The organism is Algoriphagus halophilus (assembly GCF_041729275.1).
GTDB lineage: Bacteria > Bacteroidota > Bacteroidia > Cytophagales > Cyclobacteriaceae > Algoriphagus > Algoriphagus halophilus_A.
Genome location: NZ_CP146486.1, coordinates 479,336 through 504,556 on the forward strand (window position 1 = coordinate 479,336; position 25,221 = coordinate 504,556).

The 25,221-nt window shown below is 39.3% G+C and carries 23 protein-coding genes and 5 pseudogenes; 7 read left to right on the forward strand and 21 right to left on the reverse strand.

Annotated features, from left to right (window positions below; all coding sequences use genetic code 11):
- Positions 1-29 precede the first annotated feature (29 nt).
- Positions 30-716: a collagen-like protein gene (locus V8V91_RS02580; protein WP_373398626.1), complete on the forward strand. Its 687-nt coding sequence runs from the start codon at positions 30-32 to the stop codon at positions 714-716.
- A 92-nt stretch (positions 717-808) separates the two neighbouring features.
- Here the strand turns inward: V8V91_RS02580 and V8V91_RS02585 are convergent, their stop codons facing one another.
- The 9 genes and pseudogenes from V8V91_RS02585 to V8V91_RS02625 all read right to left on the reverse strand — a co-directional run bounded on the left by V8V91_RS02585 (position 809) and on the right by V8V91_RS02625 (position 7,308).
- Positions 809-1,285 (reverse strand): gluconate 2-dehydrogenase subunit 3 family protein, encoded by a 477-nt coding sequence (locus tag V8V91_RS02585; protein WP_373398627.1) that lies wholly within the window; start codon positions 1,283-1,285, stop codon positions 809-811.
- 20 nt (positions 1,286-1,305) lie between these two features.
- On the reverse strand, positions 1,306-1,515 hold the full coding sequence (locus V8V91_RS02590) for a hypothetical protein (protein WP_373398628.1): 210 nt from the start codon (positions 1,513-1,515) through the stop codon (positions 1,306-1,308).
- Between the two features lie 3 nt (positions 1,516-1,518).
- A pseudogene (locus tag V8V91_RS02595) lies at positions 1,519-3,260 on the reverse strand (GMC oxidoreductase).
- A 184-nt stretch (positions 3,261-3,444) separates the two neighbouring features.
- Entirely contained in the window at positions 3,445-3,636 is a 192-nt protein-coding gene (locus V8V91_RS02600; RefSeq protein WP_373398629.1) for a hypothetical protein, read from the reverse strand.
- Between the two features lie 20 nt (positions 3,637-3,656).
- A complete protein-coding gene (locus V8V91_RS02605) occupies positions 3,657-4,064 on the reverse strand; it encodes a hypothetical protein (protein WP_373398630.1) in 408 nt (135 codons plus the stop codon).
- A gap of 106 nt (positions 4,065-4,170) precedes the next feature.
- The gene (locus tag V8V91_RS02610) at positions 4,171-4,578 is read right to left on the reverse strand and encodes a hypothetical protein (protein ID WP_373398631.1); all 408 of its coding nucleotides are present in this window, start codon (positions 4,576-4,578) and stop codon (positions 4,171-4,173) included.
- A 45-nt stretch (positions 4,579-4,623) separates the two neighbouring features.
- Positions 4,624-5,199: a class I SAM-dependent methyltransferase gene (locus V8V91_RS02615; protein WP_373398632.1), complete on the reverse strand. Its 576-nt coding sequence runs from the start codon at positions 5,197-5,199 to the stop codon at positions 4,624-4,626.
- Positions 5,200-5,230: 31 nt separating this feature from the next.
- The gene (locus V8V91_RS02620) at positions 5,231-5,569 is read right to left on the reverse strand and encodes a hypothetical protein (RefSeq protein WP_373398633.1); all 339 of its coding nucleotides are present in this window, start codon (positions 5,567-5,569) and stop codon (positions 5,231-5,233) included.
- Positions 5,570-5,649: 80 nt separating this feature from the next.
- Positions 5,650-7,308: an amidase gene (locus V8V91_RS02625; RefSeq protein WP_373398634.1), complete on the reverse strand. Its 1,659-nt coding sequence runs from the start codon at positions 7,306-7,308 to the stop codon at positions 5,650-5,652.
- A gap of 278 nt (positions 7,309-7,586) precedes the next feature.
- On the opposite strand from V8V91_RS02625, the gene V8V91_RS02630 reads away from it, so the two are divergent.
- The 3 genes and pseudogenes from V8V91_RS02630 to V8V91_RS02640 all read left to right on the forward strand — a co-directional run bounded on the left by V8V91_RS02630 (position 7,587) and on the right by V8V91_RS02640 (position 9,474).
- Positions 7,587-8,063, forward strand: a complete 477-nt coding sequence (locus tag V8V91_RS02630; protein WP_373398635.1) for a hypothetical protein — start codon at positions 7,587-7,589, stop codon at positions 8,061-8,063.
- 283 nt (positions 8,064-8,346) lie between these two features.
- Positions 8,347-8,571, forward strand: a pseudogene (locus V8V91_RS02635) (DUF5077 domain-containing protein); the annotation flags it as partial.
- Between the two features lie 3 nt (positions 8,572-8,574).
- Positions 8,575-9,474: a DUF3472 domain-containing protein gene (locus V8V91_RS02640; RefSeq protein WP_373398636.1), complete on the forward strand. Its 900-nt coding sequence runs from the start codon at positions 8,575-8,577 to the stop codon at positions 9,472-9,474.
- A 51-nt stretch (positions 9,475-9,525) separates the two neighbouring features.
- On the opposite strand, the gene V8V91_RS02645 is transcribed toward V8V91_RS02640, so the two are convergent.
- The 12 genes and pseudogenes from V8V91_RS02645 to V8V91_RS02700 all read right to left on the reverse strand — a co-directional run bounded on the left by V8V91_RS02645 (position 9,526) and on the right by V8V91_RS02700 (position 21,761).
- On the reverse strand, positions 9,526-10,416 hold the full coding sequence (locus tag V8V91_RS02645; protein ID WP_373398637.1) for a transglutaminase N-terminal domain-containing protein: 891 nt from the start codon (positions 10,414-10,416) through the stop codon (positions 9,526-9,528).
- Complete coding sequence (locus tag V8V91_RS02650; RefSeq protein WP_373400600.1) at positions 10,413-11,597, reverse strand: alpha-E domain-containing protein; 1,185 nt, start codon at positions 11,595-11,597, stop codon at positions 10,413-10,415. Before V8V91_RS02650 ends, V8V91_RS02645 begins: the two co-directional genes overlap by 4 nt.
- A gap of 36 nt (positions 11,598-11,633) precedes the next feature.
- Positions 11,634-12,949, reverse strand: a pseudogene (locus V8V91_RS02655) (circularly permuted type 2 ATP-grasp protein); the annotation flags it as partial.
- A 41-nt stretch (positions 12,950-12,990) separates the two neighbouring features.
- On the reverse strand, positions 12,991-14,565 hold the full coding sequence (locus tag V8V91_RS02660) for a transglutaminase family protein (RefSeq protein WP_373398638.1): 1,575 nt from the start codon (positions 14,563-14,565) through the stop codon (positions 12,991-12,993).
- 52 nt (positions 14,566-14,617) lie between these two features.
- Complete coding sequence (locus V8V91_RS02665; protein WP_373398639.1) at positions 14,618-16,330, reverse strand: transglutaminase family protein; 1,713 nt, start codon at positions 16,328-16,330, stop codon at positions 14,618-14,620.
- A gap of 298 nt (positions 16,331-16,628) precedes the next feature.
- A complete protein-coding gene (locus V8V91_RS02670; protein WP_373398640.1) occupies positions 16,629-17,375 on the reverse strand; it encodes a hypothetical protein in 747 nt (248 codons plus the stop codon).
- A gap of 86 nt (positions 17,376-17,461) precedes the next feature.
- Complete coding sequence (locus V8V91_RS02675) at positions 17,462-18,058, reverse strand: hypothetical protein (RefSeq protein WP_373398641.1); 597 nt, start codon at positions 18,056-18,058, stop codon at positions 17,462-17,464.
- 301 nt (positions 18,059-18,359) lie between these two features.
- A pseudogene (locus V8V91_RS02680) lies at positions 18,360-19,450 on the reverse strand (PmoA family protein).
- A 28-nt stretch (positions 19,451-19,478) separates the two neighbouring features.
- Positions 19,479-20,345: a sugar phosphate isomerase/epimerase family protein gene (locus tag V8V91_RS02685; RefSeq protein WP_373398642.1), complete on the reverse strand. Its 867-nt coding sequence runs from the start codon at positions 20,343-20,345 to the stop codon at positions 19,479-19,481.
- Positions 20,346-20,391: 46 nt separating this feature from the next.
- The gene (locus V8V91_RS02690; protein ID WP_373400601.1) at positions 20,392-20,610 is read right to left on the reverse strand and encodes a hypothetical protein; all 219 of its coding nucleotides are present in this window, start codon (positions 20,608-20,610) and stop codon (positions 20,392-20,394) included.
- Positions 20,605-20,994, reverse strand: a pseudogene (locus V8V91_RS02695) (gfo/Idh/MocA family oxidoreductase); the annotation flags it as partial. The gene V8V91_RS02690 and the pseudogene V8V91_RS02695, both read right to left, overlap by 6 nt.
- Positions 20,967-21,761 carry a Gfo/Idh/MocA family oxidoreductase gene (locus tag V8V91_RS02700; protein ID WP_373398643.1) on the reverse strand — a complete coding sequence of 265 codons (795 nt, stop codon included), beginning with the start codon at positions 21,759-21,761 and terminating at the stop codon, positions 20,967-20,969. The pseudogene V8V91_RS02695 and the gene V8V91_RS02700, both read right to left, overlap by 28 nt.
- 295 nt (positions 21,762-22,056) lie before the next feature.
- On the opposite strand from V8V91_RS02700, the gene V8V91_RS02705 reads away from it, so the two are divergent.
- The 3 genes from V8V91_RS02705 to hppD all read left to right on the forward strand — a co-directional run bounded on the left by V8V91_RS02705 (position 22,057) and on the right by hppD (position 25,129).
- Positions 22,057-22,959, forward strand: a complete 903-nt coding sequence (locus tag V8V91_RS02705) for a bile acid:sodium symporter family protein (RefSeq protein ID WP_373398644.1) — start codon at positions 22,057-22,059, stop codon at positions 22,957-22,959.
- Positions 22,956-23,957, forward strand: a complete 1,002-nt coding sequence (locus V8V91_RS02710; protein WP_373398645.1) for a lysophospholipid acyltransferase family protein — start codon at positions 22,956-22,958, stop codon at positions 23,955-23,957. Before V8V91_RS02705 ends, V8V91_RS02710 begins: the two co-directional genes overlap by 4 nt.
- Before the next feature lie 77 nt (positions 23,958-24,034).
- The gene (gene hppD / locus V8V91_RS02715) at positions 24,035-25,129 is read left to right on the forward strand and encodes a 4-hydroxyphenylpyruvate dioxygenase (RefSeq protein WP_373398646.1); all 1,095 of its coding nucleotides are present in this window, start codon (positions 24,035-24,037) and stop codon (positions 25,127-25,129) included.
- The last annotated feature ends 92 nt before the right edge of the window (positions 25,130-25,221 follow it).

Here is a 25,221-nt window from a genome sequence, read left to right on the forward strand (position 1 = left end):
TACATTATACCACCTACCTTATTCTAGTTATGAAAAACATTCAACCAAAAATTCTCTCAATCCTTTTTCTACTTGTTATATGTTTTAGTGCCTGCGAAGGACCCGAGGGTCCCCAGGGTATAAAAGGCGACACTGGTGAAACAGGAGCCATAGGACCACAAGGAGCGACAGGGGCCGCCGGTCAGCAAGGTCCTCAAGGTGAACAGGGACCTCAGGGCGAGCAAGGTCCACAAGGGGAACCGGGAACACCCGCACAAGTAATTTATTCAGACTGGATTACTGTCAAGAAAACTGATTGGACCTTCATTCCGGCTGGTACCTTTCCATTTTTGACTCCAGCAAAACCAGGACGATATGTAAATATCCTATCCTCAAATTTTACTTCTGACATCGTAAATAATGGGATCGTGCTTGTTTACGCAAAGTTTTGTCAAAACTCCTGGATGCCAGATGAAATAACGGCATTACCATTTGATATGTATTACGATGCAGGTACCTGGGATTACTTATTCCATACCATGGATACTGGCTTATTAAGATTGTATATCCTACATAAGGGAACTAGACCTGCTCCTGATAACCAAATAATTTCACTTTGTGACAATCAATTCCGATATGTCATCATCCCAGGCGTGATTCCAGGTGGAAGGCTAAACCCTGAAGTGGACTATAGCAATTATGAGGAAACCATGAAGCATTTCAATATTCCTTTGTAATCTCCTTTGCCTTTTTCCTAAACAAAACAAACCTCCCAACCTGTATAAAAACAGATTGGGAGGTTGTTCAATTAGCAAATTGGATATACATTTTATCCTATCAAATTACCGGCTTCATCCCATTGAGCCACTACTCCACGCTCTTCAGGTTTGAGGTAAATAGGAATGTATTTTTCATCCAGTTTGAAGCCATGCTTGTCCATGACTTCCTGTGGTACCCCATCCCAGACATTGGGCTGATTTCCTTTGTATCCAATATAATCCCAACCAGCCTTTGTGGAGAAATAACCGGAACAGGTCAGGTTTCTCAATAGGTTGAACCACCTTACTCCTCCTTGGTATTCCTCTGAAGCCCTATCTGGCCAAGCCACCAGATCCACGATTTCCAGTACTTGACTTTCGGTCAGTTCATTGAACGGTTTGCCAAATTTTTCGTCAGACTCAAAATCCAACCACATCAATCCTCCTCGCATCCTAGTCTGATTTCCCGGTTGATCCTTCATCATAAACTCCATAAAATCCACTACCCCTACTTCTGTTGCCGATGGAGATTCGGAATCTTTGGGCAAAATGATATCCACTAAGGTGTTTAATTTCCTGCGTTCATCCTCGGTGAAAAAGTCTCCGATAACAATTCCTGATCCCGCTGAATTTCTTCTTCCGTTCTTCCTCCAATGGTTCCTCCCTCCAGTAAATGCACCTGAGGCATTGCCTGCTCTTCCGGTGAGCATCCAGTCAAGATCAGACCAGTACCAATAGAACCGGTAAAAAGTAGCTTTAAGTTTTCTCTTCTGTTCATGGCCTAGATATTTTTCTTTTTTAACTGATCAATAATATAATCGGAGGTTCTCCAGCTCAAGGCAAGAATCGTCCAAGTCGGGTTTTTATCTGCCTGGGAAACAAATGGTCCTGCATCCACGACAAACAGATTATCACAGTCATGTGACTGGCAGTTGGAATTGAGCACAGAAGTCTTAGGATCATTGCCCATTCTTACCGTACCTACTTCATGAATAATCCTTCCAGGAGCTGCCAGGCCATACTGTGTTTCAGGGCCTTGTTTCTTGCCCAACAGGATGGCCCCTGCATTGGTCAAAATCTCTTCAAATGTATCTTGCATATGTTTGGCCTGCTTGATTTCCTGATCTGTCCAATTGTAATGAAAGCGAAGCACAGGGATGCCATATTTATCTACAGTATCTGGGTCAATCTCACAGTAATTGTCATACCGAGGAACGCTCTCCCCTCTTCCTGCCATCCCAATTCTTGCTCCATAGAGTGTCCGAACGTCTTTTTTCAAACCTTCACCATAGCCTCCTCCTTCTTTGGGGTTTCCGAATTCATCCTTCAGATATTTGCGCATGGAATCCATACCTGAACCTTCTCCATACCCAGGTTGACTCATTCCTCCTCCATATTCGATATGGTACCCCCTGGCAAAGTCCAGTTTCTTGTTATCCAACCACCAAGGAGTATACATATGCATTCCTCCAACTCCATCTTCATTGTAGCGATCTCTACCAAATAGGGCAGGTAAAATCCCGGACCTACTGGCACCGGTAGAATCATGCAGGTATCTTCCCAAAACCCCAGAGTCACCTCCAATCCCGTTGGGGTAAGTCTTGGATTTGGAATTCATCATGATTCTGGCGGATTCGCAAGCAGAGGCACCCAAGACCACTACTCTGGATCTCAATTTGTATTCTTTCATGTCCTGTTTGCTCACAAAAGAAACCCCGGTAGCTTTTCCTTCCTCATTGGTGGTAACCTTCCGAACCATAGAATGGGTATACAAATCCACCTTCCCTTTTTTCATAGCTGGATGGATCAGACAGGTTCCAGCCGAGAAATCTGCATAGACCTGACAGGCACGGTTACATTGACGGCAGAAAAAACATACTCCCCGCTCATTATTGATCGGACGGGTCAGCATGGAAAGCCTCCCTGGAATCATCGGGATGTTGGCCTTGTCAGTCCCCCTTTTAATGAATAGTTCGTGTAACCTGGGTTTGGGAGGAGGAAGAAAAAAACCATCAGGTTCATTATATATTCCCTCTTTTGAACCAAATACCCCGATGAGCTGATCCACTTTATCGTAATAGGGCTTCAAGTCATCATAACCGATCGGCCAATCATCCCCCAATCCATCAATACTCGCTCTTTTAAAATCATTGGGACCAAATCGAAGCGAAATCCTCCCCCAGTGATTGGTTCTTCCCCCACCATTCTAGACCGGAACCAGTCAAATTGAGTTCCGTTTTTTCGGGTATATGGTTCCCCTTCCATTTCCCATCCACCGATCGCAGCATCAAAATCCCCAAAAGGCCTAATCTGCGTCCCTGCCCCTCTTCTTGGGGATTCCCAAGGTGGTCGCAATTGGGTTCTATCTTCTTCCTTGGCAGGATCAAAATCCCCTCCGGCCTCAACCACAGCTACCGTAAGCCCGGCTTCTGATAAAATTTTGGAGGCCATTCCACCTCCGGCTCCAGATCCAACAATGATCACATCATAGGCCTCCGAAGTTGATTTGATTTGTAAACTCATACTATTTTTAGTCTTATCGTTGGGTGTATGTTAAAAAACTGATACAAAACCCTTTCTTATTCCTTTTCAAAGCATTAGAAAAGATTCCTTCTAGTAATATGACTATAATTTAGCTGAGTTTTGAATTTTTTGCCTGTTTGGTTTTATAATTAGCTAAACGGTTAGGTGTGCATGTTTTGGTGCCCTATAATCCATTATTCAATTTGAAATTGAAAAATTGAGGGGGAGATTTATGGATGTAAATACTGTTCAATTTCCTCCCAGTCGCCAGCCAAAGCCTTCTTAATTCTTTTTCCCATTCCGCCTGTTTAATTTTATCCAATCCATGCCGGGTTTGCCCATCGTAAAGCTCTTGAAGCTTTGAAAGCTCCCTCATTGCGTCCAGGTATTCTGTATTCAATGTAGCCTGAAAAATTCTGGATCCAGTTCAAGGTTTTGTAAACGGTGGATCAAGCGATCTACAGCGATCCGTACTACATCAAAATGTAGCTGTTCATGCATGATTCCATAATCACTTGCATGCTTGACCCAAGACTGCTTTGGAAGCATGTAAACTTTAAAATCCAATTCCTGTACGATGGTGCCGTTATCCATCACAGAGGTTCCTGCCATGGAAAAGCTGGAGAAAATAGTGGCGTTGAATTTACTGGTGGGCTGAGGTGAATCCCTAAAATCACCCCAATTTAAAGGTCGATCAGGATGATAAAACACCGTGTCTTTTGAACTCTCTCTCAGGTGATCTGTAATTTTAAGTCTTACTTTTTTGCCAAACTTGGATTTCCAAGGTTTTGTGCCTTTTCCCATGAATCAAAGAACTCAAGGGATTTATGGAAGATGCTATTCACAACATACCTTACCTGATCTCCTCGATTGGCAGTTCTTCTATAATTCAAACTTCCTGAATAATCCACTAAAGGATTGGGTCAGCTTTTCCAATCAGGAAGTAACTCAGCTTCATTTGAACTCCACCTTCATAAAGTTTGGTAGCCGTATTGAGTTGCTCATTCAGTTCCAATTCCATAACATGAACCTGAATTCTATGGAAGGTATTGGAGGTTGTTGTTACTTTTCCCTGAAATAAATCCAATGCTTCCTTTTCCAAGGACCCTTTGAATTTGACATGATGTTTCTTTCCATTGGAATCAAACATTACCCCGATGTCTGACTTGTTTTTTCTTCGGTCAATCACCTCAATATATTGGTATTCACTAGCGGAGAAATACTCTCCATTTGACCGGAGCTCAAAAACTACATCCTGGCCAAATGAAATACTAGCAAAAAGCATTACCATAGGAAAAAGAAATATCAGGATTCTCATAAAAGTTAATACAAGGGTTTTGATAAAAAGGTTTGGAATCGTTAATCAAACTCTTTTAACCCAAAATCTAAGTTTCCCTCGATTACTGGATTTAACCAAACTATAGCTTTCAGGGATTTCTCTGCAGTCCCCACAATAAGTCACTATTTTTGTTCCTTTTGGCGCATCATCAAACTTCTGATTGATCCAGTCAATCATGGATTGAAAATATTCAGGATCAATCATTATTTCTTTATCCAGTTGATCTTTCAGGTTCACATATTCTTCAAATGCATTAAAAAAGTAAAAATGATCAAATTGGGAAAAGTCAAGTTCCTTGATGTCTCCATGGATAAAATTCACATTTTTTAGGCCGAATTCAACCTTGAGTTTTTGGGATAATTTGAACAAGCTTTCTTTCTTCTCAATCCCTACTATTTTGGAGTTTCCAAGGGAACCCGCAATTAAACAGAATTTACCTGCACCTGAACCAATATCTAAAATGGATTGCCCGTCAACCCCTAAATAAGCAATTGCTTTCTTTACCACCGAAATTGGGGTCCATTGGGTACCTGAGACCTTTTGTACTCTTAGAGGATTAAGAGAATCAAATTCTTCATCTGAAATATGCGCTAATTCCATTTATCAAAGATTTCCAGTATGGGACAGCCCATTACATAAGGGGATAGACTCCAACATATTTTCTGTTTTCACCTGTGCTTTTTTGATTGGATAGCAGCATTACTTCAAACTGAAACTCTCCAATTTCATTGTTTTTAAAATGATCAGAAAGCCATCCATTAAGATGGGACTTAATATCCAAAACCAATTTATTCAACGCTTCTTCAATAGATTCTTTTTGGGCATTAAACTTAAAATTCGGGACCAATAGAACTGGAGTTTCTACCGGATTAAGATTAGGAACAAGTGTAAAAATATAAGTACAGGTAATTCTTAATTCTATCTCCTGCCCTGTAGAAAATCCAGGAATTTGATAAATGAATTCTTTCAAGAATTCCTGTATTCCTATTGCGCGAATGGGACTCTTTAAACCTTTTTTATAGGACATCATCTAGCTCATTTAAACTTCTCCTAATCAATAAATTTTGGTGGATGTTTTTCTTCAAAATCAGTTGCATCCTGAAACGCCTTGGCCAATGCCAGAATACTACCTTCATCGTATAAATTACCAATCAACGTAAAACTGGTGGGACGCTCTTTCTTATCAAATCCATTGGGAACAGATATTACCGGATGCCCGGTAAGATTGGTGATCAGCAACTGCCTTCCACCAAAGCTAGGAGCAATGATCACATCGTATTCCTGGAACAACTGATTGACCTCTTCAATCAATTGCCTTCGCTGACGATTAGCCTGAAGATATTCTACTGCTGGAATAAAACGGGACTGTCTCAAGGAATTGGCTCTTGAACCCCCATGCTGTTCTACCATCAAATCCACTTCTCCCGATCGAACCAACTCGTCAAAGAAAGCTCCCGCCTCCGCTCTGAGGATAATGTCAAAACCTGAATAAGGAAAATTTTCTGGCAAGGCGATGGAGTCAGGTTTTACCCCCATTGCTTTAAAAACTTCCAAAGAAGCCCGGAGATTATTCCCCATTGCAGTGGTATCCTTGTCCAAATCTTTCTTCAGATAGGCTACTTTTAATTCTTTTGGGCTTTTAGAAACATGGTTGAACGGAACTTCATTGGTACTTGGGTCTTTTTCATCTTTTCCATAAATCGCACTGAAAATGATTTCGCAATCCTCAGCGGTCCTCGCCAAAGGCCCAATTTTATCCATTGACCAACTCAAGCTCATCACTCCAGCCCTACTGACTCTCCCATAAGTTGGACGTAAACCCGTAACCCCATTTCTGGTAGCCGGAGAAGTAATGGATCCCAAGGTTTCTGTTCCTAAGGCAAAGGGGACCAAACCTGCAGAAGTGGCAGATCCAGATCCTGCAGATGAACCGCTAGCTCCTTGGGTTGTATCCCAAGGATTTTTGGTTTTCCCTCCAAACCATACATCACCTCTTGCAAGGGAACCGGAAACTAATTTGGCAACTAAGACTGCTCCTTGGTCTTCCAATTTTTTGACCACTGTGGCGGTATAATCAATCATTTGATCTTTGTAAGGTGCTGCCCCCCAAGTGGTGGGATATCCTTCTACTGCCATTAGGTCTTTTACTCCATAAGGGATACCATGTAGAATCCCTCTGTAGTTACCGGCAGCTAGTTCTTTGTCTGCCTGTTTGGCCTGCTTCATTGCCAAATCCTCAGTAAGGGTAATGACCGATTCTAACTGATCATCATAGCGTTTGATTCGATCAATAAAAAGACGGGTAAGTTCCTCTGAAGTCACTTTCTTGTTCTTGATCAATGAAGCTAGCTGGGGTATGGTGTAAAATGCAAGCTCTTCAAAGTTTTCGGGGACTTCTACCTGTTCAGGAATAATGAATTCAGGATTTTCAACTTTCTCTGGAAAAACAAAACCCAAGGGATGTGGATCAAAAGTTATTGCAGGAAAAGTTTCATTGGAAATTTCATAGCTTCTCAAGCTATCATACCCTGACTTATTCCTCCCTAAATACCCGCTCATGGTTTCTCTTGCAGGCTTTTCAAAATTCAGACCTATCAGCTTTTGACTACTTTTTATGACCTTGTCTGTAAACCCATATTCGTTGGATTTACAACTTAACATCACTCCTAGACAAAGCAGCGTGTAAATAGCATGATAATTTTTCTTCATAAAAATAATAATAGGTGGTGGTTTGGATGAAGGTAGCATTAATTAAACCCCTAATGCCAAGCACTTAATTTAAACTAATACTTCCAAAGCAGAAAGGCGATCCCCACTGGAAGGGTTTCTTTCTTTCATTTTTTGATGAATGGAGAATAAAATTGAAAAAGAAAAAGTGTCAAAATAAATTAGAAGATTTTAAGCGAGATACTCCACAATTATTGTACTTTTCATAGAAGTATAGCTCCATTGAAGAAGAATAGTTTTACCACCCAAAGCCTATCCAAATGAAATTTCAGTTTTTTATTATTCTATTCTTTCTATGCTTTAACATTGCTACAGTTGACACAAAGGCACAAACAATAGGTAATCAACCAGAATTCTATAAAAACTCTTTACAAGGTAGTTTGGGATTTGCGGGTTTATATGCTGCAGCCACATCCAATTACGAACGAATTATTTCCCTGCCAAAAGAGAAATGGGTTACCGCTACCTACCTAAGATTTGGAATTGGAGCTTATGGAGTATGGGGAGGGAAAGGCAATTTCACGTACCTCCAATACGGCGTATTTACAGGTAAAAAGGCCAACCATTTTGAAATCAGTGCAGGTCCAAACATCGGATTTAAAGAAGTGGATTCGGAGATTCCAGTCGTCTCCTTTTCCACAGGATATAGGCTTCAAAAACCAGGAAAACACTTTATGCTCAGAACAGGAGTAGGATTGCCTGAGTCCATTTATTTAGGTTTGGGTTGGAGTTTTTAGGGGCTATAAACTTCTTTTTCAAACTGGATTCAATTTTCCATTTAAGAACTTCCCTATAAAAACCATCCATTTTGCTGGCTTTGATGATATATTTGGCATCCAAACCACTAGCACATGAAATTTTATTGCTTTTTATTCCTGCTTCTTGCATTCCAAGCTACGTTTGCCTGCACTTTAAACGAAGAGGGTCTTCCATTTCATATGATCATTATATCCAAATACCATTAGGAGGAAATACCTACCAAACAGCAGGGAATTCCAAGAAAAGATTGGGGAAAATGGAATAGAAACATGGGCCGATGATCAATCAGAATTTAGCATTTATGTAAAGTCAGAACGGAACCAAACAATTTTTCTAGCCCTGGATCTACTTCCTCAAGAAGCAGATTCAGAATTATCTATTTCATTAGATCAAAGCTACCAAGTAAGACTGGAAGCTGGACAATCTGGTTCTAGGGAGGTAGGAAAATTTCAACTCAAAGAAGGATATAATCAGTTTCGATTAAATGGATTGACAAAATCCGGTAAACACTTTGCCAACATCAAGAATTTAATCTTTGCTTCCAAGGAGGATCTCATGCTGGAATTTATCAAAGACAATGAAAACAACCGCTTTTATTGGGGCCGCAGAGGACCTTCTGTTCACCTAACTTATTCCTTGCCCGATAGCCAGAATTTTAAATGGTTTTACAATGAAGTCCGGGTTCCTGAGGGACAAGATCCTATCGGTTCCTATTATATGGCTAATGGATTTGGGGAGGGGTATTTTGGAATTCAAGTGAACGGCCCAGATGAAAGAAGAATTTTATTTTCAGTCTGGAGCCCTTTCCAAACAGATGACCCGACTACTATCCCTAAAGAGGAAAAAATCTTACTCCTGAAAAAAGGGGATGGGGTATACACGGGTGAATTCGGTAACGAAGGTTCTGGAGGTCAAAGCTATTTGGTCTATCCTTGGAAAGCCGGCGACACCTATAAATTCTTGAATTCAGTTGAACCAGATGGCAAAGGCAATACGATTTACACTGCATATTTCATGGATCCAGAAGTTGGAAAATGGATGTTGATCGCCAGCTTTTTAAGACCCAAAACGGATACCTGGTACCAAAGACCACATTCCTTTTTGGAAAACTTTATCCCTGAATCCGGAAACATTCAACGTTCTGCTCACTATTCCAATCAATGGGCAAGAAATACTAATGGAGAATGGATGGAGCTTACGGACGCAAAATTCACCGGGGACGATATCGCAAAAAGAGGATATAGAAAAGATTTTGCTGGGGGAGAAATCAATGGTGAATTCTTCTTACAAAACGGTGGCTTTTTTAATCAGAACACAGAGCTAAACAGTATGCATCAAAGAGCTAAAAAGAACCATAACCCACAAATCAATTGGGAGGACCTACCTTAACCAAGACCTGTTCCTTTATAACACGATTCATAAGCACGTATAGCGCCCCCATTAAATCAATAATTCCTCTTCCAAATTCGTCACATCCACACTCACTTTCATTTCTTGCTCACTACCGCTGTAAACGATCCCTTTTAGGGGTGTAACATCTGCAAAATCCCGGCCTACCGCTACCCGGATATGTTTGTCATTGACCAGCAAATTATTGGTTGCATCAAATTCTACCCAACCATGTTCAGGAATATAAATCGCGATCCAGGCATGGGATGCATCAGATCCTATCAGCTTGGGTTTTCCCGGAGGAGGCAAGGTTTCTATGTACCCACTGACATACCTGGCCGAAAGCCCCAGAGATCGCAGACAAGCCAATGAAAAATGGGCAAAATCCTGACAAACGCCTTTCTTATGATCAAACACTTTTTGAAGTGGTGTACTGATATCCGTAAAACCCGGAGTAAAGGCAAAATCCTTGAAAATTCGAGTGTTTAAATCCAGCATGGCTTCCATGATCGGCCGCTTCGAAGTAAATGACTTTAATGCATACTCCTTGATTCCTTCAATAAATTCCACATGGTTTGACTCCAAGTAATATTGCCTGATATCATTAGGGGCCTCTGTTGTATGTAACCATTCCACCACCTCTTCCCAAGGTTGGGTTGATTTAGGATCCACATATATCCAATTCGGTGTACTCAATTCCAGCAAACTCTGCGAAGTAACGGTAAGTTTCTTATGGGATCGCTCCACGGAGAAATACAGATATTTATTTCCAAAAAAATCTTCTCTTCCTACTTCGGAGCTTGGCTTGGGACTGATTTCACAGACATATTTATTTACCTTTTGAAATTCCAAGTCCTGCGGAATTTGAAACATCAAATTATGGCAAAGTGTGGCAGGAAATTCATAGATATAATCCGTGATATGTATTACTTGGTATTTCATATCTCAGGAATGACAGAAGTTTGAATCATGCTATATCCAGATCCGGTATGGCTGAAATATTTCTCATAAATCCTATCAGAAGTGTCGTGAAGCAATTCAACCACCTGATCTAATAAGGTGGTCAAGTTTTCAAAGCTTCCAGTATCAGGATTTGGTGTTGAAATTAAATCTATATCGCATAACCTTATTTTGGTAATTGCCTCCAACAACTTTTTTCGATCCACCCCAAACATTTCATGGTCATCCTGATTCGGCAAGGATTTTAAATGCTGGTCAATTTCCAACAATTGATAGATCAAGGATCTTGGGTTATCCTCATGTAAGATCAAAAGACTCAATACCCCATGCATTTCCAAGTTGGATCTATAGCGATACCTATAAGTCACCAAGCTCTCATTACAGCGTAAGGTATCTTCCATCAATTCTTTATTGGACTCTGCATCAAAAGACTGACAAAGCATCCCTCTTAAAATGGTGCAATTGTTTGCAGCAGATTCAATAAAACGGCCAATGTTTAACAAGTGCCAAGTTGGTTCCCGAGTCATATTGTCAATATTCAACCCATAGAAAGCCATTAATTTGACTACCATATTATCCAAACTATGATAGGCTTGCATCAAGGAAGTATTGCTTTGCCGCATTTTATTCAGTTCTTCTGAAATGCTGTCAAGAATCCTCCATGTATCCAAACTCAATCGATCCCGAACTGCATAGGCATTGGTAAGGAAAGATTGGATCGAATAAGCTAAACTTCCAGGCTTGTCAATTTTATGTACCAAATCCAACAATTCATCCTCCGGATTCATTAAAGTGGCCTTTTCCATAAAACCTGGACCAGTTCCTGTTAATATGGTTAAAGTCCTCAATAAGGTACTTAAAACAGGAGTCTCATGAATATGGATATCCTCGTCAGCCTCATTATAAGACAACAAAGTCATCCGCATTAACCGAACCGCATAAGAGGATCTTTCTAAATAACGACCTAGCCAAAATAGCCTTTCTCCTGTACGACTAGGCAAGACATTTCTTACCAAAGGTTGAGCTTTGATACTCTTTGAAACAACGGTGATGGGCTCTTTTGATTTACCCAACACCCAAGTATCCTTACTGATTCCACCAGTTTGATTTGAAACCAAAAAGGCTCCCTTTTCAGGAGAGCTTCTCGAAAGCCCACCAGGCATTACTTTATAATTATTATTCTCAGAATCGGCAATCACATAACTTCTGAATACTGCATTCCTGGCTTCCAGTTTATTGTTGATCCAAGAGGGAGATGTGGAGAAGTCCACCATTTCCTGTCCCACATACATATAGGGATTCTTTTCAATCTGCTTCTTTAAAGTTTGAATTTGTTCCTTACTGAGATCCCCTCCAAATATTGATTTATGGTTGGTACCTCTATAAATATTTCTGATCACCAAGGTTTCAATATGATCAAAAACAAATTTTTTCTCTTTCGGCTGTCCACACCACCAAGTAGCTACTGAAGGCAATACTAAATCCTGACCCAATAAATGTTTGGATATTTTTGGAAGAAAAGCCATTAGACCTGGGTTCTCCATTACCCGACAACCCAAGGGATTAATGACCAATACTTTTTCTGACGGACTGCCTCCATTAAACCAACTACCCCTAAATGCGAATCATTTTTATATTCCAAGGGATCACAAAAAACATCATCCACCCTACGGATAATCACGTCTACTTTTTCTAGCCCCTTAATGGTCTTAAGCCAAACATATCCTCCGCTGACTGTTAAATCCTCTCCAAAGGCCAAGGTAAATCCCATAAAAGAGGAAATATAGGCATGCTCAAAGAAGGTTTCATTGGTAGGACCAGGAGAAAGCAACACCACTCTTGGGTTTTCCTTATTGTTGGTAAGATGTCCAAGAGTATTTTTGAAGGTTTGGTAATAAGAAGTGATTTTGCGAACATGATTTTCGCGAATTAGCTCGGGAAAAACCCGAGTCATTGCTGCCCTATTCTCAAAGGTATATCCAGCTCCAGAAGGAGCATCGGTTCGGTCATGAAGAACCCACATCATTCCATTGGGACCTCTGGCCAAATCCGAAGAATATTGAATCAGTTGTTGTTCCCCATCTATCTTGATATTATGGGCTTGTCTTAAAAAGCCTCGATGATTAAAGATCAACTCAAAAGGAATTAGCCCCTCTTTGATCAATTTCTGATCACCATATAAATCACTGAGGATCAGATTTAATAACTGAGTCCTTTGAACCAATCCTTTTTCAATTCCTTCCCATTCCTCTGTATTGAAAACCATGGGTACAGGATCCAAAATCCAGGGACGATTCATCCCATCCGGATCTCCATATACATTGTAGGTGACCCCATTTTCCCGAAGTTGACGGCTTACTTCCTCTTGAAATTGCCGCATTTTCTCCGAGCCAATTTGTTCGTAATATTTGGCTATCCGCTCCCAATGGGAATGTATTTTACCTTGGTCGGTGGCCATTTCATCAAGAAACGGCGCATTATTGAACATCTTTTCAATAAGATATGACTCAATCATTCCTCTTGCTTGAACTAATTGCACATTCTATAATTTTACCCTCATCGTTTTTTATAACGACGAAGGTCCATTGTATACGGAAATTCGGGGTTTACGATTTCCGAAGTATCCTCGTATTCGATAGGACCCTCTAACTTGGTAATATACCTTCCGGTTTGATGGTCGTCTTTTGCTGTGAAATTAATAGGATTCTCTTTGGTAATTGTATGTCCAAAGTCGAAAAACCTGGAAATTCTTCGAGCCTCTGCCTCATTGCTATTAATTGGAAAGTTATCATAGCTCCTTCCGCCTGGATGCACCACATGGTATTGACATGCAGCGACAGATTTCTTGGTCCAGGTATCATAAAGATCAATGACCAAAGGGGTATCAATTCCTATCGTTGGATGTAATGCCGAATAAGGTTGCCATGCTCGATACCGGATCCCAGCCACATATTCTCCATGTACTCCAGTGTTTTTCAAAGGAATCTTAAACCCATTGCAAAGCAATTCATATCTGGAATCTGTCAATCCCGTAATTTTCACCTGTAAACGTTCCAAGGAAGAATCCACATACCTGGCTGTACCAGAACTTGAAATCTCCTCGCCCAATACATGCCAAGGTTCAATGGCCATCGTCAAATCAATATGGATTTCATCTGCCTGCAGCTCTCCGATAAATGGAAATCTAAAACTGAAGAATGGATCAAACCAAGAAATATCAAAATCGTAACCCGCTCTTTTTAGATCATTAACTACTTCCAACATATCTTTTTGGCAGTAATGCGGAAGTAAAAATTTGTCATGGAGGGAAGTCCCCCATCGCACGAGCTTGTGCTTGTAAGGTTCTTTCCAAAACCAACTCATCAAGGCTCTGATCAAAAGCAATTGTACCATACTCATCCTATAATGAGGAGGCATGTCAAATCCTCTAAATTCAAGGATTCCCAATCGACCACTACTCGAATCAGGTGAATACAATTTATCAATACAGAACTCAGCCCTGTGGGTATTCCCTGTAATGTCTACCAAAAGGTTTCTAAAAATTCGATCTACCATCCAGAATGGGATCTCATTTTCTTTTCCATCAGGAACTTGTTGAAAAGCCAACTCTAGTTCGTACAACATATCATCTCTTCCTTCATCCACCCTTGGTGCTTGACTTGTAGGACCAATAAATTGGGTAGAAAACAAATAAGATAATGCAGGATGGTGTTGCCAATAGGTAATAAAACTTCGCAATACATCTGGCCTTCTAAGCAGAGGACTATTTTCTGGGGAAGTTCCTCCAAGTGTAATATGGTTTCCTCCTCCTGTCCCAGTATGCTTTCCATCCACATTAAATTTCTCGCTGATCAACCTCGACTCCCGTGCTTTTTCATACAGTATCCTGTAATTATGCAGCACCTCTTTCCAGGATTTGGCTGGTTGAATATTTACTTCAATTACTCCTGGATCTGGAGTAATCATCATTTTTTCTATCCTTTTGTCTGAAGGTGGATCGTAACCTTCAATCAACACAGGCAATTTCATCTTTTTGGCAGTTCGTTCCACTGCACTGACCAGATCCAAATAATGCTCGATATGGGTGGTTGGGGGGAAAAACACAAATAGTTTTCCTTCTCTGACTTCCACCACTAGAGTGGTTTTAAAAATCCTTTTTGAATTAATAGGGGACTTTTTGAGCTTAATTTTTAGAGGACTTTGGAAGCTTTTTTACTGGGGCGAACAAGTCTTGAACAGGTGTTATTGGTTCGTCTTTCTCGGCAGTATGCTCTATGGAATCCAATGGAAGTCTTAAGCCTGCTGGAGAATTTCCGGGTATTAAATACAAATCATCTCTCCTAAATTTCCATCTACAACTCTGCCATCTTTGTTCATTTAACTCCCATTCCAATGGAACAGCAAAACCCACTGGTTTACCCAAACCTTTATTTAATAATTCAGCAAGTTTTTGTCTTTCTAGAGAGGACTTTAAGTTGAATTTTTTGGGGTCAATATTCACAGGAACTCTCCCCTCCTGCCAAATAAAATAAAAGGGGTCCTCGTATAATGGAGAAATGTTGTTTTTATCCACATGTAGCTGCGTCACCAAATTATTCATGAAGCTTTTGGCATGACGACTATGGAGTTTATAATCCTTGGAAATATCTGCCATTAAAGAATCATCATGCCAGATTGGGTGGCCATCTTTTCTCCAAAAACAAGCCAATTTCCACCTAGGAAGCGGTTCTCCTGGATACCATTTGCCCTGACCATATTGCATTAATGCTCCCTTACCAAACTCCCCTTTTAATTTATGGAAAAGTATATTGGATAAACTCCTTTTATGCTCACCATCGGCATCAGTATTCCATTCTGGTGCATCTTGGTTATCTACTGAAACAAAAGTGGGCTCCCCACCCATTGTTAAGCGCACATCATTCGCAACTAAATCTTTATCCACCCGATCACCTACCTGAACGATTTTTTCCCAAACCTCTTCAGAATAAGGTTTGGTTACCCTTGGAGTTTCTTCAATTCTGGTTACTTGATTTTCAAAATGGAAGGTAGTTTCAGCCGGTTCAGCCATTCCAGAAATTGGAGCTGCATCTTGAGGGCTAGGAGTACATGCCAAAGGAATATGCCCTTCTCCTGCGAATAAACCGGAAGTTGAATCTAATCCAATCCATCCTGCCCCAGGGACAAACACTTCTGTCCAAGCATGTAAATCCGTAAAATCTTCTTCTGGTCCGGAAGGTCCATCCAAGGATTTTTCATCAGATTTCAATTGGACTAAATATCCTGATGCAAATCTTGAGGCCAATCCTAAATGCCTAAGCACCATTACCATTAGCCAAGCAAAATCACGACAAGAACCGGATTTTATAAACATGGATTCTTCACAAGTTTGGACACCCGGTTCCATTCTTACATTGTATTTCAGTTCATGGCAGATTAGTTGGTTGATAGCCACCAAATAATCTACTGTAATCATATCTTTTTTAAGTAAGCTTTTGGCTTTTGCTACCAGCTCCATCAATAAAGGTCCTGATTCCTTTTTCTCTAAATAAGGTCCTAGTTGCGCACTTAACCCTTCTTCGTAGGTAAATGGAAATGTGTGAGCATAGTCTTCTACAAAAAAATCAAAAGGGTTGATGACCACCATATCGGCAATCACCTCTACATCTATTTCAAAAAACTTGACTTTTTCAGGAAATACAATTCTTGCCAGGTAATTTCCAAAAGGATCCTGTTGCCAATTAATAAAATGGTTCTCAGGCTTTACATTTAGAGAATATCCTTTGATAAATGTTCGGGAATGTGGGGCAGGTCTTAACCGAATGACCTGAGGCCCTAAAGAAATATGACGATTGTAATCGTATCTGGTAAAATGCCTAATAGCAACCTTAATGGACATGGACAGGTTTTAAAATGGATGAAAAATGAAAGTCTTACCTTCTTGAATAATTAGACTAGGGTTACTTTGGCGATTCCTCCTAAAGTAAATTAAATTAAGGACAACACTGAATAAAATTTATAAAAGATATTAAATAATAAAAAGCTATTTCTTCTGCAATTGCGTTATAAAGCCACATAAAGATTGGTTCGTATTGGAATTGCAGGCATTCTAAATCATAAAAAAAGCACCAATCCAACTTACCAGTGGTAATTAGATTGATGCTTTCAATAATCAATTAACCTTATGTCGAAAAGATTTACTTGTCTTTGAACTTTCCGTTTTTCATTTCAAGCGCACTTTCAATGTTTGAAACGATTTCATCATAGGCTTGGCCATTACCATCCACATTGTCTGGACCAACTTCAATTAATCCATCGCCATTTCCATCAGATACTAATGCTGGGTTAACACCTTCCAAGAATTTATCCATATACATGGTCAACAACATATCTTGAGCACCTGCCACTTCGATACCTTGATTGAACTGTACTAGCATCTCATCTTCGATATCTATAGAAACCTCAGCAGGGACACCGAACCAGGTTACTTTAGCAAAGATGGATAATCCATACATTTCGTCATCTTCAGGAACATCAGCATGAACAAAATCCAAGTTTAACTTGCCATATACTCCATCTGCAGCCATTACTGAACCGATTTGTACAATCTGAACCTCTCCATCTTCCACTAAATTTAAAATCTGAGGCTCATTATTTCTTATTTGTACAATACTTGGCTTCTTCTTATCCTCACTAGTAGCTCTTAAAATTAGCTTTACGTTATCGATGGATACTTTTACAGATTCAATCGAAAAATTTCCATAATCTAAATCAGTAGTTCTAGCACCGGCATCCTCCAAACTACTAATTCCAAGGGTTGCAGAAATAGTGACTTCACTTTCTGTGATTGCTGGAGTTTCATCTGATTCCTCCGTACAAGATGTGATAAATGCAGTAGCTGCTACGGCAATCATCAAATTTCTAAATCTTGTTGTTTTGATCATAATCTAGGTTTTTTAGATTGGTTATAGTTTATTTCTTTTTAGTGGTTTTTTACGTTAAAAAACTTATTTGATACTCATTAATTAAATTAAATCCATTCCCATTTAATACTGTCAAAGGTCCCATTCTCTACTTCAATAAGAGTCCCATTTTCATCATCTAAGGCAGAAAAACTGAATTTTCCTGAAATCAATTTCTTATTGACATCAATTTCTGTAATAAGTAACTCCATTTCTCCAGTATGGTTGGAACTTGCCTGATAGAGATGGTCCTTAGATTTGACAGAATTTCTCATTTCAACTGCTCCCATAGCCCCTTCAAAATTCACTTCAGAATTTTCAATCAGATTCCATTCGGTGAATTCAGATCCACTAGACAGCTCTTCCAGATTCTTTCCGCCTATCTTAAATCCGAGCGCCAGAGCTTTCCCTCCATCTTTAACACGAATTCCATAGACCGTTAGTAGAAATGAATCATCACGGTGCTTCATCTCTGCAATTACATGTTCAGAGGCAAAAATTCCTTTCCCACTTTCAACTTCAAATTGGTCTCCATTTAATATAGCAGAAATAACACCATCATCTTTCCTATTTGGAAATATATTTACTCCATTTATATCAATACAAGAAACCAAACTAAAAAGCACTAAAAGAATGAAAGTACGTTTTAGAATAGATAAAATCATATGTACAAATAATTTAAGAAGTTTAAATAGAAACTAAAAAACATTGATTGAATATTATTCCCACAAATTGAGGATAAAAATCACACATAATCCCTTATAATTAATTGATTATTAAGGTTTTTTAGTTTACCAAACACCCTTATGGTGAGTTCTCCTATATTGGTTCATACATGATGCCAGAATATAATATTGATGCTTATGATATCATTTTCGAAAAGTAATTTGAATAAATATGCTATTGATACATAAAAAAAGCACTATAAACAAATAGTGCTTTTGTAATGAATTATATATATACTGGTTAATTTGTCTTCCAACTGTTAAAATATTCAACAATTTGACCTTCTTTTATACTCTTTCCAGAAACTACATCCACTTTAAATTTAAAGGTCATAGATTCTCCATCTTTTAATTGATAATTTAATTCCTCTTTCCCCTCACTCATCGCTTTTTGGCCAAGAGGGTTTGCTGCAAATAGGCCATAGCCCCTGGCATGCCAATAGGTCGGGTATCCTACATTCTCTGGGTGGTCATATAAAATTACCGAAATAGGCTCTCCCTCAATAGTTCCTGCTAACTCCACCCAATCTCCTCTTGTTCCCCACACATCATCTCCTTTTTTCCGTTACTACTAGTGTACATTCCCGTAATTCCTTCATTATTCATCGTAGGTACATCCGTAATTTTTCCAGATGCATCGGTAAAGAGTTCAGGTTTTGTTGAAGGATGTTCTAATTGCCTAGCAACTCTAATTGCAATCATTCCTTCTTTATTGTCGGTAAATGAAACGGGTCCATTTTTCGCAGTTAGGGTGGCAATTCGCTCAATTGTCCTTGTATCATCCGTTGCCTCAAAAATAAAGGTGGTCTTTTCTTCCAATAAAGTTTGCCCAGCTTCATTTTTCCATTCTTGGGTCACTTCCAATTTTCCAGTATTTCCTGAGGAGGAAATAGAGTTTATTTTCTCCAATGTGATGTGCCCATAATCAGATTTCTTCTCTGCTGGAATCGCATAAGAATTATTCCAGAAATCCAGACCATTGACATCTCCATAATTAAACCATAGGCCAATATGATGAGGATGATCAAAACGCTCTCCTGGTCTTGGAGCTAAAGGCCATCCACGTGTGATGGTAGTTCCTTTCGAGGTGTTGATAGGAAACAATACAGGTTTGTCCAAGGTGTCTGGGTAAATAAATGAAGTGAAAAGGGCTCCATCTACCAATACATCTACTTTTTGAGCAGCTTCATCTTGAACCAATTGGACTGTATTGGATGACTTTTCCATTTCATCAGATGTTTCTTGATTTTGAGAATTTCCAGAGTTGCAGGCATTCAGTATCAAAAAACCAGATACCAGTCCTGCGAATTGAATTGACTTTTTTAATTGCATGGGTTGTTTGGGGTTTATATTTCAACGCTTAGACTATTCCTAAAGCATTTGATTTTAATGTATTAAATAAGTTCAGTTGTTCCTTCAGGGCAGCTATCCGATCATTCGGTTCAGTTCTGGCTTCCATCAAAATCCAACCTTGATAATCCATTTTTGCGAACAGATAAAACAGTTCCTGATAGGGATAATCTCCTTCATTGAACTCCCGGACATGGACAGTATCTCCGAACCATTGTTTAACTGAATTGAAATTCGCTTCTAGGCCAGGACTCAATAAATCTTCTGGATTACAATTCCAGCAAATTTTCACATTAGGATCACTGACCTGATCAAATATGGCTTTCATATTTGGTAATTCCTGAGTCAAATTCCCATGTACTTCTACCCGAACCAATTGCCCATAATCACCTGCAAAAGCACCTATTTTATTAAATGAATCTGCGATTTGAGCAATGGTTTTTTCTTTTGGAACATCGGAAGGGAGATTATTGGGCTTTACTTTTATCCCGCTTGCACCAATATCTTTACAAAGTTTGATGTACTCTTTGGTTTGTTGGATATTATCCTGGACTACCTTAGGATCGGGGCTATGATATTCAAAATTACTTCCATACCCAAGGCAGGTAACTGGACTATCTTCAAATCTCTTTTTCACTTCTAGCCTCTGGGAAGAACTTAAAGATGTTTCCACTCCGTGTGCATGTTGGGTTCGAAGTTCCACCCCAAGTACACCTGTTTTTTCACAATTTGATATCAAGGTTTCAAGATCCCAATCTCTTCCCCATTGATAGGTCACTAACCCAAATTGCATTCCTTTTCTTGCATTTCCGGCAAGAAGTGAAAACGGTAAATTTCCTGCAGCCAAGCCTAGCCCAGCTGCAATCCCTGTTTTCAAAAAACTTCTTCTTGAATTTAATTCAAACATAATTAGTCAATAACAATTAAACTTGATTAGGAACCTCAAAGCCTTTTCGATAATCTCTAGTCAAGAGTTTATCCGCCTCTTTATCTTTGATGAATTTTTCTGTTTTTCCATCAAAATGCAATTGTCGTCCAGTTAAATAACTGACATTGGCAATCAATGGTAAAGTAGAGGAAATAAATCCCTCTTCTATATCGCAATGCAAGGTTTCATTTTTTCCAGATCGAATTGCATCCAAAAAATTAGCATAATGCTCTGCCCCACCAGGAGCAGCCAGTACCTGATTACTAGGACCAGCTTCTTGGGTCTTTTTACTCATAGCAAAAGTTCTTTTGTCATCTTGTTTGTAAGCTTTCCACGAACTTCCATTTACTTCAAGGTATCCATCCGTACCATAAAATACGTTGCCGATTTTAATACCTAAACTGGCTTCCCCATTGGTATACCTTCCTCTTGTTTCAAACTCCAAAGTCTTTCCATCGGCATATTTAAAAATAGAAGTTTGAGTATTCGGTGTTTCTTGAGAACATTCCGCTTTCGTCACTCCATAAATATCACCAGAGGAATAAACTGATACGGGATGTTCATTTGCATTTAATCCCCAACGTGCCACATCAAATTGATGGGGACCTTGATTACCAGTATCTCCATTTCCAGTAGCCCAATGCCAGTGCCAATTATAGTGGACTTTTTTCCATTATACGGTTGATAAGGTGCAGGACCTAACCATTGATCATAATGTAAAGATGCTGGTGGGTTGCTATCAGCCACCCTTCCAAATGAATTTCTTGGCTTGTAGCAAAGACCTCTGGCCATGTAAACTTCACCAATTCCTCCGGCGTGCAGAAACTCCATGGCTTCCATTACATTGGCAATGGATCGATTTTGAAAACCAACTTGGACCCTTCGATCATACTTTCTTGCTGCTTCCACCATTTTTCTTCCTTCAAAGACATTATGGCTTGCTGGCTTTTCGACGTACACATGTTTACCGGCTTGACAAGCCCATATGGTTCCCAATGCATGCCAGTGATTAGGCACAGCAAATGAAACCCCATCAATTTCCGGATCATCAAAAACAGCACGCATATCCCATTCTGTTAATGGTGTCACACCCGTTTTTTCTATTACTATTTTCGATTTTTCAGAAAAATATTGTTCATCCACATCACAGAGCGTTTTCAGACGAACATTTCGATTATCTTTCAATGCACACCATTGATTGATATGGTTGCTTCCCTGTCCCCTAATACCAATTACGGCCATGTTGATTCGATCATTGGCTCCTAAGATCGAAGCATAGGATTTAGCAGACATACTCATACCTGCCATGGCAATTCCGGCAGTACCTAACACACTTTTTTTAATAAACTCTCTTCGCTGGGTCATGGGTATCACTTTTTTGGGTTATTTATCATCAGTTTTGGTATCATCAAGAACTTGTATGCTCAAGCTTCTACCATAAATTTCTTTAATCTAACCATTTCGTCTCTTTGGGTCAATGCCTATTCTATGAATGAACTAGATACCTACGCAATCGATTGCACTATTTATGTTCGAAAAGGGAAAAAATAGGCCTTAAATGAATAGATACATGTTTTCATCTCCAAATTGCTTATAATTGGTATTCTCTTTATACAATAATCAAAGAGGGAAGACACCCATTCTTATGAATTAAGGCTTCATGCAAGCATATAACGAGTTAGATTCCATACAATTAAACTTTAGCCCCCAAGACCTACTTTTACTCAACCTTGCCTTGGCGCTGATCATGTATGGAGTGGCTTTAGATTTAAGGTTCGAAGATTTTAAGTATTTGGTAAAAAATCCCAAAAGTTTTTTTCTGGGCGTTTTTTCGCAATTCCTTTTATTGCCTTTCTTAACCTGGGAATTAGTCAACATAATTAATCCCCCTCCAAGTGTCGCATTGGGGATGTTTTTGGTGGCAGCTTGTCCCGGAGGAAACATTTCAAATTTTCTGTCCAATTTGGCAAAAGGAAATACGGCATTGTCCATCAGTTTAACAGGTTTTTCAAGTCTCCTTTCCATCATTAGTACTCCAGTCAATTTTGCAATCTGGGCAAGTCTATATGGACCTACCTCCAGCCTTCTCAAAGAAATTAGCCTGGATTTCAAAGATGCCTTTTTTACCGTTGCTTTAATATTAGGGATACCCCTGTTATTGGGTATTTTAACGCATCAGAATGCACCAAAATTTGCAGAGAAAGCATCCAAAATCCTAAAACCCCTAAGCCTTCTTATTTTCGCTGCATTTATTGTAATTGCCTTTATGGGAAACTTAGACCTTTTTTTAAGCTACATTTCCTTGATTTTTTTATGGGTTTTAGCACACAATTTCATTGCTTTGGGAGCTGGTTTTTTAACCGGAAAAGCATTCAAACTTCCCTTAGCTGATATCAAAACATTAACTATTGAAACAGGAATTCAAAACTCAGGGTTGGGGTTGGTTCTTATCTTTACCTATTTTAATGGACTTGGAGGAATGGCCTTTATTACTGCCTTTTGGGGCATTTGGCATTTGATTTCAGGAATTACGATAGCCACCCTATGGAAATATAAAGAATGAAAGATTTTGTAAATTATTGGTTGAGGCTCATGGTCAAGGCCTGCCTTCATCTCTATTTCAAAAACATCAAAGTGGATGGGAAGGAAAATATTCCCAAAAAAAGGCCGGTTATTCTGGTTGCTAATCACCAAAATGCACTTATTGACCCTCTCCTTTTAGCGACTCATACTAAATTAAATCCCTTCTTTTTAACTAGGGCTTCTGTGTTTAAAAGTCCATTGGTAGCTAAGTTATTGGATTTTATACGCATGCTTCCTGTCTATCGTGTTCGCGATGGATTTTCAACCATTCAACAGAATCAGCAAATATTTGATAAAACATATGAGATTCTAAAAAAGAATGGAACGGTGATCATTTTTGCCGAAGGCAGTCATAGCTTAATCCGAAACCTAAGACCTTTGAGTAAAGGGTTCACTAGAATGGCATTTGGGTTAAAAGAAAAATACCCTCAAACTGAGCCCGTTATTTTACCTGTAGGGATTAATTATTCTGCGCATAGAAAATCAGGGAGTAGGGTTCATATGATTTTTGGAAATCCCATAGAGGTGGACATGCCAAACTCCCAATCCGGAAAATTGACCAAGTCTGTGGAAAAGGCACTTCATGAATTAGTAGTAGAAATACCCAATGAAAATTATGAGGTTAATTTACAAAGGCTCATTGAGGCAGGTGTAGACCTCAATGACCAAGAGGCGGTGAAAGAGTTTCTGGAATCAGGATTCGTAAAAGACCCTGTCCTCCCCTTTTCAGGATTGAAAAACAAACTTATGAAGATCTTTCATTTCCCATTGTATGGGGTTTGGCTTTGGAGAAGTCCTAAGATCAAGGATAAAGTATTTGACTCCACCATTAAATTTCTAATAGGGTTTACAATGGGGCCTATTTACTACCTAGCCTTGCTTCTCCTGTCTTTTGAGCCTGGAATAGGACAATGGGCCTTGACTATTTTGATCATGGCAGTGATTACTTTGTGGGCTAATAAAAACCCTCAAGAATAATTGCTAATCACAAAATTTTCTTTGGTTACTTTTTTATAACTTTGGGATAGATATAAAACCCAAAAAATGACTGAATCATGACTGAAGATTTTCTCCCAATCAACGGGACCGATTACATAGAGCTTTATGTAGGCAATGCCAAGCAATCTTCCCTGTTCTATCAATATGCTTTTGGATTTGAATTGATAGCCTATGCAGGACCTGAAACAGGGATTAAAGATCGGGCTTCCTATGTGTTAAAACAGGATAAAATCCGATTGGTATTGACTTCACCTTTACAATCTGAATCCCCAATTTCCCAACATATCAATCGTCACGGAGATGGAGTCAAGGTACTTGCCCTATGGGTAGATGATGTGGAAAAATCTTGGTATGAAACCACTTCAAGGGGAGCTGAATCTGTAGAAGAGCCTGCTACCTTCAAAGATGAACATGGTGAAGTAAAAACCGCTTCTATCAAAACTTATGGAGATACCATTCATACCTTCGTAGAACGTAAAAATTACAAGGGGGTATTTCTTCCGGGTTTTATCCCAAGAAAAAGCACTTATCATGCTACTCCAATAGGATTGAAATACATCGACCATTGTGTAGGGAATGTTGAGCTAGGTGAAATGAACCGCTGGGTTTCATTTTATGAAGATGTGATGGGATTTAAATTGTTGATCACATTTGACGACAAAGATATTTCTACGGAATATTCAGCCCTGATGTCAAAAGTAGTTTCCAATGGAAATGGCTATATCAAATTCCCTATCAACGAACCGGCAGAAGGAAAGAAAAAATCTCAGATAGAAGAGTATCTAGATTTTTATAACGGACCTGGAGTGCAGCATATGGCGATTGCCACCGATAATATCATCCATACAGTATCCGAACTAAGAAAAAGAGGAATTGAATTTTTGGAAGTTCCTCAATCTTATTATGATGATCTCTTGGATCGCGTAGGGAAAATAGATGAGGATCTCCGGCCTCTAAAGGAGTTAAATATTTTGGTTGACCGGGATGAGGAAGGGTACCTACTTCAGATTTTCACAAAACCTGTTCAAGATAGACCCACTTTATTCTTCGAAATAATCCAAAGAAAAGGAGCTAAATCCTTTGGAAAAGGCAATTTCAAAGCCTTGTTCGAGGCAATTGAACGAGAGCAGGAATTAAGAGGAAACTTATAATAAAAAGCCGGTCTTGTACCGGCATTTTTTTCCATAGGAAAATGTTCTAATTTTTTCATTCAAATCGGAATCCATGAAAAAATTGATCGGTC

Coding starts and splice junctions, on each gene's coding strand:
- hppD (WP_373398646.1), top strand. CDS start 24,035: ATGACTGAAGATTTTCTCCCAATCAACGGGACCGATTACATAGAGCTT.
- V8V91_RS02580 (WP_373398626.1), top strand. CDS start 30: ATGAAAAACATTCAACCAAAAATTCTCTCAATCCTTTTTCTACTTGTT.
- V8V91_RS02625 (WP_373398634.1), bottom strand. CDS start 7,308: ATGAAGAAAAATTATCATGCTATTTACACGCTGCTTTGTCTAGGAGTG.
- V8V91_RS02645 (WP_373398637.1), bottom strand. CDS start 10,416: ATGAAATACCAAGTAATACATATCACGGATTATATCTATGAATTTCCT.
- V8V91_RS02710 (WP_373398645.1), top strand. CDS start 22,956: ATGAAAGATTTTGTAAATTATTGGTTGAGGCTCATGGTCAAGGCCTGC.
- V8V91_RS02600 (WP_373398629.1), bottom strand. CDS start 3,636: ATGAGGGAGCTTTCAAAGCTTCAAGAGCTTTACGATGGGCAAACCCGG.
- V8V91_RS02670 (WP_373398640.1), bottom strand. CDS start 17,375: ATGATCAAAACAACAAGATTTAGAAATTTGATGATTGCCGTAGCAGCT.
- V8V91_RS02650 (WP_373400600.1), bottom strand. CDS start 11,597: ATGCCTGGTGGGCTTTCGAGAAGCTCTCCTGAAAAGGGAGCCTTTTTG.
- V8V91_RS02665 (WP_373398639.1), bottom strand. CDS start 16,330: ATGTCCATTAAGGTTGCTATTAGGCATTTTACCAGATACGATTACAAT.
- V8V91_RS02630 (WP_373398635.1), top strand. CDS start 7,587: ATGAAATTTCAGTTTTTTATTATTCTATTCTTTCTATGCTTTAACATT.
- V8V91_RS02605 (WP_373398630.1), bottom strand. CDS start 4,064: ATGGGAAAAGGCACAAAACCTTGGAAATCCAAGTTTGGCAAAAAAGTA.
- V8V91_RS02700 (WP_373398643.1), bottom strand. CDS start 21,761: ATGACCCAGCGAAGAGAGTTTATTAAAAAAAGTGTGTTAGGTACTGCC.
- V8V91_RS02615 (WP_373398632.1), bottom strand. CDS start 5,199: ATGGAATTAGCGCATATTTCAGATGAAGAATTTGATTCTCTTAATCCT.
- V8V91_RS02675 (WP_373398641.1), bottom strand. CDS start 18,058: ATGATTTTATCTATTCTAAAACGTACTTTCATTCTTTTAGTGCTTTTT.
- V8V91_RS02610 (WP_373398631.1), bottom strand. CDS start 4,578: ATGAGAATCCTGATATTTCTTTTTCCTATGGTAATGCTTTTTGCTAGT.
- V8V91_RS02590 (WP_373398628.1), bottom strand. CDS start 1,515: ATGAACAGAAGAGAAAACTTAAAGCTACTTTTTACCGGTTCTATTGGT.
- V8V91_RS02705 (WP_373398644.1), top strand. CDS start 22,057: ATGCAAGCATATAACGAGTTAGATTCCATACAATTAAACTTTAGCCCC.